Here is an 11809-nt window from a genome sequence, read left to right on the forward strand (position 1 = left end):
GAACTGCATTGCAGTACTGTCATCAGATAAAAGGACGCCGCGTTAACGGTTCCGGACCAACGGATTAAGCTTTGTTAACCTGACGTCAGGATGGGCAGAGTCACTGACCGGATGGCAGGGCCACCCGGATGGCGAAGGCGGTGGCGGGGTCGATCTGCGGGTCAGCAAGAAGCGCCCGCAGCGCAGGTGCAAGCGTGTCATCTCCCCAATCGCGCGTGGCCAGGGCGATCTGCCCGGCCGTGTTTTGGTCGTGCGCCATCTCGTCGACAAAGATATCCAGGATTTTCCCGCGGTGTTCCGGCATCGCTTCGCCGCCGTCGATCAGCGCCACGATGATTGCCTGCCGATCCTTTGGGGAAAGCGGGCTGGCGGTCAGAGCCTCCTCGATCGTGCTCAGGGCTTGGTCGCCGTCGATTTCGATACCGGCAAGCGCCCATTCGCGCAGGTTGAACCCTCCGGTGGCGACCGCCTTTGGATAGACCGCGCGCACCGCCTTTGCCGCGGCCGGATCAGATTGCAGGCCCAGCAGCCGGATCGTTGCCGGGGCATAGGCTACGCGATTCAGGCTCCGCAAATCGCGCAGAAGATCCGGGGTTGCAGCAGCATCGCGCAGGTCGCGCACAGCCGCATAGGGTGCCCGGTGGAGTTCGATGAGAGCGGTGTTCCGCAACAACCGGTCACCGGAACTCAGATAGGCGGCGAAAAACGCGGCGCGCTCGGCGGATCGGGATCCGTCCAACCGCCAGCCTTGGCCTTGCCCCTGTACCTCGACAACAAAACCGGACCGCTGCGGCGTCATCAGAAACCCTTTGGTCCAGGATTGATCAAAGGCGCGCCCGGCCTTGTCCCGGCTGCCGGGGCCATAGATCATCAGGACCACCCGGTCAGGATCAGCCCGCAGAGCATTTCGAGTGCTGCTGTCCACCAGAAACGGTATCTGGGGGAGGTCCGAAACCTCGTCCCAACTGCCTTTCAGCAACCCGACAGGTGCATAGCGGAAAGGGTCGTCGGGCGCGGGCGCGGCCAGAACAATGACCGAAGCAGACAACAACCGGTCGGCCAGAGAGTTTTCGGGAAGCGACAGACAAACAGTGCAGGCCAGCGCCGGACGCTGCGGCCACGCCGGAACGGCCATAAGGGCCAACACCAATATCGTCTTCAACATCCGCGGCATCTGGCGCCCCTGCTGTGGACCGGGCGCTGTGCCATACACGGCGCCCTCTGCCCCGGAGCATAGCGCAGAAACACCGTGCGGGCGACCAAGTCTACATCAGGTCGTTCTCGACATCTTCGGCCGAGATGCCCAACGCGTCCAACCCGTTCTCAAGGTGGTCCGACAGATGCGGCGTGCCGATCAGGTAATCCGCACATGGCGTCGATGCCTCGGCCTTGGCCGTAGCGATCGCCTCGCTGAGGTCGTCCGGGAAAAAGCTTTCACGTCCAATCCACATGATCGCGACCAACTCGGCTTGCTCGTCCTCGTCCATGCGATCGATAAAAGCCCGCAGCTCGCCCTCGGCGCGATCCAGTTCGCGGCCCATCATGGCGACCTGGGCGACTTTGGTTGGCGAGATTTCCAGCATTGGTTTCAACTCCTCTGTCCGCAATTGGAGTCCATCTCAACCATTGCACAGCGCCTGCGTCCTTGATCTTGCGCAAACTGCAGATCGTCACTCGTGCGGGCGCGAGACGGGGTGAGATGGCACCGGTGCGGTGCGGAACGGTCGGAAGGTGGCCTTCTTGACCCACAGTTTCAGTGCCTGCCAGTGGATCAATGCAACCGCCCGCCGCGCGCCAAACGGGCGTCGCAGCAGCGAACGAAGGATCGCGCCATTGGTGAGAGGTTGCCGGATGCCCGTGAGCGTGGCAATCAAACCGCCCCCGTCGCGGCCGTAGTCGATCCAAACCCCGACCCGATCCGGGCGCAGGTCGAACCGGAAAGTGTAGGTGCCCTCGATCTTTTGAAAGGGCGAGACATGCATGACCTTGGTCGCGCAAATCCGGTCAGAAGGAGCGATCACGTCAAACCCCGGCTTGTGGCAGACATAGCTGTGCCGCGTTCCGTGAGTGTTGGTGACCTCGGCCACCACGGCAAACAGTGCGCCTGCGTCATTCAGGCAAAACCAGAAACTGACCGGGTTGAATACGTGGCCCAGCACCCGGGGTTGGGTCAGCAACAGAACCTGCGCGGGTTGGGGGATTTGCATCGCCCGCAGACTGTCGCGGAGCCACGGGGCACCCCGACCATCGCCAGGCACACCTCCATGATCGCGGGTCCGCCAGCCGGTGAGGTTGGGTCTATCTACCGAAAACAACGCGGGCGTTTCCGCCGCCTGTTCGGGATCCAGCAGGATGTAGTCGACCGAGTAGCGAAAGGCGTTCTCGATGGCACCTTTCCTTCCGTGAAAGGTATGGGCCGGAACGAAGTCGATTTCTGGCATGGTCGGACTGATCTTTTCTAGCGGTCAACATTCTGGATCGGCTGCGTTTTTCAGCGAACATCCATGATCATGATACGAAAAAAACGCGCGACCGGATCAAAAATCTCGGGCAGGCGTGATCCGACTTGGGTGCGGCACCGTAATACAGTTATGTTTACCGAGATGGACACCGTTGTTCCGGACGATGTCGCGACCGCCCCGGCGGCGCGGCCGGCTGGGCGCGGCACGAAACGAACCAAGGGATCGTCGGTGAACGGCACGAAGAATAATGGCGCGGCAAGATGCGAGTGGGTGTCCCACGTCCAACGCATCCGGCAGTCGCAGGATCAGGCGGCGTTTGCCGAGCTGTTCCAACACTTTGCCCCTCGGGTCAAAGCGTTCCTGATCCGGTCGGGTTCGGACGCGACGTTGGCCGAGGAATGCGCGCAGGAAGTCATGGCCACGTTGTGGCACAAGGCGCATCTGTTTGATCCGTCACGGGCTACCGTGGCTACATGGGTCTTTACGATCGCGCGGAACAAACGCATCGACGCCATTCGCAAACAGCGGCGTCCTGAACCGGAAGAACTGACATGGGGTCCCGAAGCGGAACCCGAACAGGAAGACGTAATCGCGCTGCAACAGGAAACGGCGCAACTGAAAACGGCCCTGCTGCAATTGCCCGAGGCACAGCGGGAACTGATCGAGAAGGCGTATTTTGGTGACCTGAGCCATCGCGAGATCGCCTCGCAGACCGGGCTTCCGTTGGGCACCATCAAATCGAGAATTAGGCTGGCGCTGGACCGCTTGCGCCACGCGATGAACTGAGATGATAGAGATGAGCAAAGAGATCAAACATCACCTGACGGACGACCTGCTGATGGCCTACGCCTCGGGCACACTGCCCGAAGCGTTCGACCTGATGGTCGCGACCCACCTGTCCCTGTGCGACCATTGTCGCGCCCGCGCCGAGAGTTATGACGCGGTGGGTGGACACATGCTTGAGGACCAGGTCGAAGCCGCACCTTTGTCCGCGGATGCCCTGTCATCGACAATGGCTCTGATCGCGCAGGGTGCTCCGACCCCCAAGCCCGCGCGCGCGAAATGCGACGTTCTGCCGGCCCCATTGCAGGATTACGTCGGCGGTGACGTGCACAGCATCCGCTGGAAGCCGATTGGGATGGGCGTCAAGCAGGCCATTCTGCCAACATCGCGCGACGCTACGGCGCGCCTGTTGTTCATCCCGGCCGGTGCGGCGGTACCGGACCACGGCCACAAGGGCATGGAACTGACCATGGTTCTGCAAGGCGCGTTTTCCGACGAGGTGGATCATTTCGCCCGCGGCGATGTCGAGATTGCAGACGAGGATCTGGAACACACACCCGTGGCCGACATGTCCGAGGACTGCATCTGCCTGGCGGTGACCGACGCTCCGCTGAAGTTCAACAGCCTGATCCCACGATTGGTGCAGCCCTTCCTGCGAATCTGAACGGCCTCTCGGTTGTGCTAGGCTTGGAGCCGGGAATCACCGGGAGGATATGCAGAATGTTGAAACAAGCTCTGGCAGCCCTGTTCATTGCCGTTGTGGCCCTGCCGGCCTCGGCCCAAAGGACGGCCGAGGTGAAATTCCAGCCCGGAAACTTCGGCACAATGGTCAACGGCACCATTACGGGTGATGAATATTTCGACTACGTGCTGGGTGCGAAAGGCGGGCAGGAATTGTTTGCCGAACTTCAGGTCAGTGATACCAACGGCAGCGGCGTAGTCTACTTCAACATCCTGCCGCCGGGCAGCGACGGGGTAGCGATCTACAACGGCTCGATCGACGGCAACACAGCCCGGATCACCCTGCCCGAGGACGGAGACTATACCATCCGCGTCTACCTTATGGGCAACGACCGGGATACCGGCAAGACCGTCGGCTACAACCTGGACCTGTCGATCCAGTAGGCCTCAGCCCTCGGACTTGCCCAGCGGCACCACGTTGGCGTGGTCCTCGGGGGCCAGTTCCTCGAAATCGAAATTGTCCAGCCGCTGCGCGCGGCGACCGGCCTTTTCGGCGCTAATCTTGATTTCCGAGATATCCTTGGCCGCCTGTCCAAAGTGACGATCCAAGTTGCCGACCCGTTCTCCGAGGCGTTCCACATCCTTGTGCAGCAGGCCAAGCTCCTTGCGGATCGCGCCCGCCTGTTCGCGCATCCGCGCGTCCTTGAGGATGGCCCGCATCGTGTTCAGCGTGGCCATGCAGGTGGTCGGCGAGACGATCCAGACCCGTTTCGAGAAACTCTCCTGCACCAGTTCGGGGAACTTGGCGTGCAACTCGGCATAGACAGCCTCGGAGGGCAGGAACATCAGCGCCCCGTCGGCGGTTTCACCGTCCAGAATGTACTTGGTCGAGATGTCAGTGATGTGCTTGCGCACCGTGCTGCGGAACATCTGCACCGCCGCCTTCAACTCCATGTCATTGCCCGCGCCCACCAGCGCCTCGTAGGCCTCCAGCGGGAACTTGCTGTCGATCACGATGGGGCCCGGCGGGTTGGGCAGGCGGATCAGGCAGTCGGCGCGTTTGCCGTTCGACAGGGTGGCCTGCAGCACATAGCTGTCCGAGGGCAGCGCTTTGGACACGATGTCGTTCAGCTGGATCTCGCCGAAGGCACCGCGGGTCTGCTTGTTCGACAGGATATCCTGCAGCGACAGCACGTCGCCCGACAGCTTGGTGATGTTGTCCTGCGCCTTGTCGATGGCGGCCAGACGCTCTTGCAGCTGGGTCAGCGAGGTCGCTGTCTGCTTCGACGACCCATGCAGGGTTTCCTTCATCCGCTCCTGCATCTCGGCCAGCGCGCGGGCGGATTTCATGGCGTTGTCGGCCAGCCGGTCGTTCATCTGCTGCTGCACCGCCGACAGCCGCGCCTCGACCGTCTGGATCACCTGCACCTGCGCATTGGCCTGCGTGTCCGAGACATGCTGCAACCCGCCGCGCAATTGCTCCTGCCCCTGCCCCAACTGCTGCACATGCTGGCCCAGATAGGCCAGCTGCTGCGCCAGCGGCTCGGCCATCCGGGCCGAGCGGTTCGCGGCGCGCAGGGCCAGAAACAGCAGGACGAGGATCAGCAGAACTACCCCCGCCCCGATCAGGGCGGCCATCACCATGGGATCGTTCAGTGAATATTGGGTGCCTGCGATTTCTATCATCTCAACCTGCGCGTTCTTGTTTTGTTTCTTCTTCTCTACCGCCGACCGGCGGCCGGATCAACTGCGGCCGAACAAGCGCTCGATATCGCTCAGCTTCAGTTCCACGTAAGTCGGCCGCCCGTGGTTGCACTGGCCCGAATGGGGCGTGGCCTCCATCTCGCGCAGCAGGGCGTTCATCTCTTCGGCGCGCATTCGGCGGCCCGAGCGGACCGAGCCATGACAGGCCACCCGGCTGAGGATCGCCTCGATCCGCGCCTGCACCGTCTGGCTTTCGCCCTGATCGGCCAGCTCGTCCAGAATATCCAGGATCATCGCCCGCGCGTTGACCTCCCCCAAAATGGCCGGGGTTTCGCGCACCGCCAACGCTCCGCCGCCGAAGGGCTCGATGGTCAGACCCAGGCGCGACAGGTCATCGGCCACCGCGAGCAGGCGGGCGCAGTCGCCCTCGGACAGTTCCACGATCTCGGGGATCAGCAGCGCCTGCGCGGCCACGCCGTTCTCGGCCATCTGTTTCTTGAGTTTCTCATAGACCAGCCGTTCATGCGCGGCGTGCTGGTCCACGATCACCATGCCGTCGGCGGTCTGGGCGATGATGTAGTTTTCATGCACCTGCCCGCGCGCGGCCCCCAGGGGCAGATGCTCGGGCGGGGTCTGATCGGGCTGCGCGGGTTCGGCCACGGGCTCGACCACGCTGCCGCTGTAGGCATTGGCCAGATCGGCAAAGCCGGGTGCCTGCGCCTGATAGGCCACGGCCCGTGTCGCGGGCGAGGGCCGGTCCATCTGATAGACCCGCACGGGTGCCACCGGGGCCGGTTCGGGCCGCATCGCGCCCAAGGTCGCGTTGGCCACGGTGGTCGAGGCGCGGTGCCCCGCCTCGGCCAGCGCGTGCCGCAGGCTGGAGACGATCAGCCCCCGCGCCACGCCGGGATCGCGGAACCGCACTTCGGATTTCGCGGGGTGCACGTTCACGTCCACCAGCGTTGGCTCGCAGTCGATGAACAGCGCCGCCGCCGGGTGGCGGTCGCGGCTGAGGAAATCGAAATAGGCGGCGCGCAAGGCCCCGGTCAGCATCTTGTCGCGCACCGGGCGGCCGTTGACGAACAGGAACTGCGCCACTGCTGCCCCGCGCGAATAGGTGGGCAGGGCCGCGTAACCATAGAGCCGGATCCCCTCGCGGGTGGCGTCGATCCGCAAAGCATTCTCGGCGAACTCTCGCCCCAGGATGCGGGCCAGCCGGGCGTGCAGCGCGTCGAACAGGTCTCCGTTTTCGCGGTCGGCGCGGAACACCACGCGCCCCTCGCCCCCGCCCGAGACATCGCGCAGGGTGAAGGTGATGGAGGGTTCCGCCATGGCCAGCCGCTTGACCGTGTCCGAGATCGCCTGCGCCTCGGCCCGGTCGGTGCGCATGAATTTCAGCCGCGCGGGCGTGGCATAGAACAGGTCGCGCAGCTCGACCACGGTGCCCGCCCGCAGGGCGGCGGGCTTGACGCCTTCCATCTTGCCGCCGGCGACGCGGATCTGGGCCGCCTCGGCCCCCGGCGCGCGGCTGGTGATGGTCAGACGCCCAACCGCGCCCAACGAGGGCAGCGCCTCGCCGCGGAACCCGAAGGTGTGGATGTTGAGCAGGTCGGACCCGTCGATCTTGGAGGTCGCGTGGCGCGACAGGGCCAGCGGCAGATCCTCGGGCGCGATGCCGCACCCGTCGTCGGTGACGCGAATCAAGGTCTTGCCGCCGTCGGCGATGTCGATGGCGATCCGGGTCGCTCCGGCGTCGATCGCGTTCTCCACCAGTTCCTTGACGGCGGAAGCGGGGCGTTCGACCACTTCACCGGCGGCGATGCGGTTGATCGCGGCCTCGTCGAGTTGCCGGATTACCGGGCGATTTTCGCTGATATTGGGTTTTGCCTGCGCCATACCGCTAGACCTAGCACAATCGCACACGATTCTGCCACCGGTTTACGCTGCTTTGGTATAGGGGGTCGGATCGCCCGGCCAATCGAGATGCGCAACCCGAATTGGTTGCCAAAAGTTTCACGATTGCCCGGACGATCCGTGGTGAGTGGTGGTCATTAACTGTGTAATGGCGCGGTGTCTAACATGGTGCGTTGGACAAATCTGCTTAAGGTTCGCTTGCCCCGTTTGGTGGGCAAAGTTTGGCCGATCACCGACCGGAGCGGGTGGCGGGAACACGCCGGGTCAGCCCGGACCCGGCGCTGCAGCGCGCATACGGCAGGGGCCGAACACGGCCGCGACAGCCAGAATCAGGCCGGACATGGTGGCAATCATCCCGGCCGCACTGACGGCGTCCGATCCGCCCAACCACAGCGGGCCATATCCAGCCAGGACATAGCCGGACACGGCGGACAGGATGGCGAAGACAACACTCCAGGCAATCTGGGTCTCAAGCCGGTCGGTCATCATCCGGGCGGCGGCCGGCGGGCAGATGAACATTGCGATCACGATGATCGAGCCGACGGCATCAAACGCGGCCACGGCTGCAATCGCCGCCGCAATCACCAGCGCCATTCCCAGCGCCCCGGTTCGAATTCCGATCGTCCGGGCAAAGCCTTCGTCGAATGTCGAGATCTTGAGCGGCCGCCAGAATAGCCAGACGAACAGGCTGACACCCACCAATGTTAGGGCGATCCGAGCAAGCTCGGGTGGCAGGCCGGCCAGCGCAACCGGATCCAGCAGCGAGGACCAGCCGGTCGCGTCGAGCCAGATCAGGCTTTCCAGGCTGCCATAGAGTGCGTGCTCAACATCCAGATGAACGCTCGAGGTGTCGGTCTGTTCCAACAGCAGCACCCCTCCAGCAAACATAGTGGTGAATACGACGCCCATTGCGGCGCCCGGTTCTATCTGGCCCAACCTCCGGATGGTCTCGATCAGCACAACGGCGACAACCGCCGCGCCGGCGGCGCCCAGCATCATCGGCCAGGTCGAGATCGCGCCGGTGACGAGAAAGGCCACGACGATTCCGGGCAGAACCACATGACTGATTGCGTCGCCGATCAGTGCCTGTTTGCGGAGTACAAGGAAGTTTCCGGGCAATGCGCAGGCGATGGCTGCAAAGGTTCCGATCAGCAGCGGCGTCAAGGACAGGGGAACAAACTCTTCACCGCTCATGGGCGAACCTCCCGTGGCCCGCCGATGCGGCGGTCGATGTCGTCGATCTGGTCACGGGTCAAAACCGTTTCGATGTCGCGCAATCCGTCATACAGGGCAGCGGCTGCCTCGTGCGCATTGTCGGCGCGTACGATTTCCCAGCGTTTCTCGTCGCGCAGCGCCTTGGCCGCCTGCGCTCTGCCGGCATCCGTAGCCACCCCGTCGGGCCGGGCAAGTCCGGCCTGACGCAGCAGGCGCAACGTGTAGGGCTCATAGATGTTCTGGCCTTGAGCAAGCGCCAGCAACCCCTGACGGATGTGAACCCGTCGCTGGAACCGCAGATGCCGCACGATCGCGGCCAACACGCCGCGCACCGGAGCCAGAAACAGCGATACGACAAAAAAGCCAAAGCTGAACAGGACGATGATCGGTCCGGTCGGCAAGTTGGGCGCTGAGGCGGACACCGCCGCACCCAGATAGCCCGACAACCCGCCGATGACCCCAGACAACAGCACCACATGGTCGGACCGGTCCGACCAGAACCGCGCCGTGACCGCGGGTATGATCAGCAAAGCCACGATCAGGATCAATCCAACGATTTTCAGCCCGACAACCGTGACCGCCATGACAAGCCCCATCATCGCAAGGTCGATGCGATGCACTGGCAGCCCCAAGGCGGCCGCATATTCGGAATCGAACGCCACCATCATCATGGGACGGCGGATAATCATGACGAGCAGCAGCGTTGCAGCGCCGCCGATCGCGATGATCAGAGCGTCCGACCACAGCATCCCGGCCGTCGAGCCCAGCAAGAATCCCTCAAGCCCGGCCTGTCGGCCCACCCCCATGGTCTGGATGATTGTCAGCAGAACGATACCGAAGCCGAAGAAGACCGACAGGACCGCCCCGATCGCCGCGTCCTCGGCCAGACGGGTGCGGCGGATCAGCCAGTTCATGCACAACAGACCCACGGCGGCCGAAATCGCCGAGCCGCTCAGCAGTCCGATCAGGTTTCGCCCGGTTCCGCCCAGCGCCACCAATACCATGAAGGCGATGCAGACGCCCGGAAGGGTCGCGTGGCTAATTGCGTCACTAACCAGCGCCCGCTTACGCAGAAACAGGAAGGTGCCTGTCACGCCAGCCGAAAACCCAAGCAGCGTGGCCCCGATGGCAACCAATGTGGCGTTGTACCCCAATTGCAGGGTCAGTGCGTCCCACAGCATGTGTCAGCCCGCAGCGCCCGAGATCTGGTCGATCTGGGCGGTGGCCAGCCGGCCTCCATACGCGGCTTGAAGAGTCTCGGCGGTAAAGGCCTGCTCCACCGGGCCCTCGGCGACCTTGCGGGTATTGATCAGGAACACGTGGTCGAAATAATCCGTGACCGTGGCAAGGTCATGGTGGACCACGACCACCGTCTTGCCGGCTTCCCTAAGGGACTTGAGGACCGAGATGATGGCTTTTTCGGTGGCGGCATCGACCCCGGCAAACGGTTCATCCAGCAGGTACAGATCGGCATCCTGAGCCAGTGCGCGCGCCAGGAACACCCGTTGCTGCTGACCACCCGAAAGCTGGCCGATCTGGCGGTCCGCAAACTCATGCATCCCGACCCGATGCAGACACTCCATCGCGTGGGCCATGTGTCGCATCCGGACCCGGCCCAGCAAGCCCAGTTCCCGCGACAGGCCCATCAGGACCACATCGATGACCCGCGTCGGGAAATCCCAATCGACGCTGGCGCGCTGCGGCACATAGGCGATACGGGCCCGCTGCCGGTCCAACGACTTGCCGAACACCAGCACCTGGCCTGACAGCGGCTTGACGATGCCCAGCGCCGCCTTGAGCAGCGTCGATTTGCCAGCGCCGTTCGGTCCGATGATGGCCGTCATGGCCCCGGGCTGCACCGTCATATCTACCGAGAAAATGGCCGGTTTCTGGCCGTAGGATACCGTCATCCCCCGGATCACAAGCGGGCTGTCCTGCACCGTCAGGTCCCCGTTTGATGCCGATTTTCCAGCCGCAAGCTCCAACATGGTCAGAGCCCCGCCGACAGTTTGCCGGACATGCCGCGTTCGGGCACATCCGCACCCAGGCCCCGTGCAATGACCGTGATGTTGTGATCCAGCATCCCGATATAGGTGCCCTCATAGGTACCCGGCTCGCCCATGGCGTCCGAATACAACTCACCCCCGACCGAGACGGTATGACCCTTCGCCGCCGCACCCTCGATCAACGCCCGCATCGACCGATCCGAAACCGAACTTTCCACAAAGACGGCGGTCAGGTTGCGCGCGACCAAAGTGTTGACCAATTCTCCGATCCGGTTCAGCCCCGCCTCGGACTGGGTCGAGATACCCTGGATCCCCAACACTTCGAACCCGAATTCCTCGCCGAAATAGGCAAAGGCGTCATGGGCGGTGACCAGCACCCGGTTGTCTTTGGGCACCTGGGCCAGCACCTTTTTCCCATAAGCGTTCAACTGATCGATTTCAGCCAGAAAACGCTGGGCGTTGGCGGCGAAATAAGCGGCGGAGTCTGGCCGCACGTCGGTCAGCGCTTTCTGCACCTCGACCACGACGTCTTTCCACAAGACCGGGCTCATCCATACATGCGGATCGTATTTGTCGGCATAGTCGACATGCGCACGCAGTTTCGACTTGTCGATGGCATCCGCCACGGCAACGACTTTGCGTTTGCGCCCAAGGTCGTGGAAGAAGTCTTCCATCTGTGCCTCAAGATACAAGCCGTGCCACAAGACCAGGTCGGCCCTTGTCGCGGCAACGATATCGCTGCGGGTCTGGCGATAGCCGTGCGGGTCGACTCCGGGCCCCATCAGCCCTTTGACTTCGACCTGATCACCGCCGACCTGCTGCACGGCGTCCGCAATCATTCCGGTCGTCGCCACGACCTTCAGCGGCGCCTCGGCCCACGCCGCCAAGGGCAGCGCGGCACCAAGAGCAAGAGCAAAAAGAAAACTGCGGCGAATCATATGTGACCTCGTTCCGAGTACCAGTTGAGAATGAATATGCGAACCATTCGCAACTAAGTCAACCATGTTGCGAATTACTCGCAAGAAAAAGCCGAATTTGTCCAAT

General features: G+C 63.1%; 12 protein-coding genes. 3 read left to right on the forward strand and 9 right to left on the reverse strand.

Going from position 1 to position 11809, the window contains the following annotated elements; all coding sequences use genetic code 11:
* Nucleotides 1-100: 100 nt before the first annotated feature.
* The 3 genes from AC2FNL_RS17290 to AC2FNL_RS17300 form a co-directional block, all read right to left on the reverse strand.
* Nucleotides 101-1174 carry a hypothetical protein gene (locus tag AC2FNL_RS17290; protein WP_496834482.1) on the reverse strand — a complete coding sequence of 358 codons (1074 nt, stop codon included), beginning with the start codon at nucleotides 1172-1174 and terminating at the stop codon, nucleotides 101-103.
* Nucleotides 1175-1265: 91 nt separating this feature from the next.
* On the reverse strand, nucleotides 1266-1583 hold the full coding sequence (locus tag AC2FNL_RS17295; protein ID WP_093964170.1) for a DUF3775 domain-containing protein: 318 nt from the start codon (nucleotides 1581-1583) through the stop codon (nucleotides 1266-1268).
* An 87-nt stretch (nucleotides 1584-1670) separates the two neighbouring features.
* On the reverse strand, nucleotides 1671-2441 hold the full coding sequence (locus tag AC2FNL_RS17300; RefSeq protein WP_170341158.1) for a DUF1365 domain-containing protein: 771 nt from the start codon (nucleotides 2439-2441) through the stop codon (nucleotides 1671-1673).
* A 150-nt stretch (nucleotides 2442-2591) separates the two neighbouring features.
* On the opposite strand from AC2FNL_RS17300, the gene AC2FNL_RS17305 reads away from it, so the two are divergent.
* The 3 genes from AC2FNL_RS17305 to AC2FNL_RS17315 are packed head-to-tail and all read left to right on the forward strand — an operon-like array spanning nucleotide 2592 to nucleotide 4370.
* Nucleotides 2592-3248: a sigma-70 family RNA polymerase sigma factor gene (locus AC2FNL_RS17305; RefSeq protein ID WP_174825133.1), complete on the forward strand. Its 657-nt coding sequence runs from the start codon at nucleotides 2592-2594 to the stop codon at nucleotides 3246-3248.
* A gap of 10 nt (nucleotides 3249-3258) precedes the next feature.
* Nucleotides 3259-3909, forward strand: coding sequence for a ChrR family anti-sigma-E factor (locus AC2FNL_RS17310; protein ID WP_260063665.1), 651 nt, complete (start codon nucleotides 3259-3261; stop codon nucleotides 3907-3909).
* Between the two features lie 56 nt (nucleotides 3910-3965).
* Nucleotides 3966-4370, forward strand: a complete 405-nt coding sequence (locus tag AC2FNL_RS17315) for a hypothetical protein (protein WP_093964167.1) — start codon at nucleotides 3966-3968, stop codon at nucleotides 4368-4370.
* Between the two features lie 3 nt (nucleotides 4371-4373).
* Here the strand turns inward: AC2FNL_RS17315 and AC2FNL_RS17320 are convergent, their stop codons facing one another.
* From AC2FNL_RS17320 to AC2FNL_RS17345, 6 genes are all read right to left on the reverse strand, one after another.
* A complete protein-coding gene (locus tag AC2FNL_RS17320) occupies nucleotides 4374-5612 on the reverse strand; it encodes a DNA recombination protein RmuC (protein ID WP_496834483.1) in 1239 nt (412 codons plus the stop codon).
* A gap of 57 nt (nucleotides 5613-5669) precedes the next feature.
* Complete coding sequence (mutL, locus tag AC2FNL_RS17325; RefSeq protein ID WP_496834485.1) at nucleotides 5670-7526, reverse strand: DNA mismatch repair endonuclease MutL; 1857 nt, start codon at nucleotides 7524-7526, stop codon at nucleotides 5670-5672.
* A 282-nt stretch (nucleotides 7527-7808) separates the two neighbouring features.
* Nucleotides 7809-8738: a metal ABC transporter permease gene (locus AC2FNL_RS17330; protein WP_170457312.1), complete on the reverse strand. Its 930-nt coding sequence runs from the start codon at nucleotides 8736-8738 to the stop codon at nucleotides 7809-7811.
* Entirely contained in the window at nucleotides 8735-9940 is a 1206-nt protein-coding gene (locus AC2FNL_RS17335; RefSeq protein WP_170444145.1) for a metal ABC transporter permease, read from the reverse strand. Before AC2FNL_RS17335 ends, AC2FNL_RS17330 begins: the two co-directional genes overlap by 4 nt.
* A 3-nt stretch (nucleotides 9941-9943) precedes the next feature.
* Nucleotides 9944-10747: a metal ABC transporter ATP-binding protein gene (locus tag AC2FNL_RS17340; protein ID WP_496834486.1), complete on the reverse strand. Its 804-nt coding sequence runs from the start codon at nucleotides 10745-10747 to the stop codon at nucleotides 9944-9946.
* Nucleotides 10748-10749: 2 nt separating this feature from the next.
* Nucleotides 10750-11703, reverse strand: a complete 954-nt coding sequence (locus AC2FNL_RS17345; RefSeq protein WP_496834487.1) for a metal ABC transporter solute-binding protein, Zn/Mn family — start codon at nucleotides 11701-11703, stop codon at nucleotides 10750-10752.
* Between the last annotated feature and the right edge of the window lie 106 nt (nucleotides 11704-11809).

It is taken from the genome of Ruegeria sp. CRTD044, assembly GCF_059613485.1.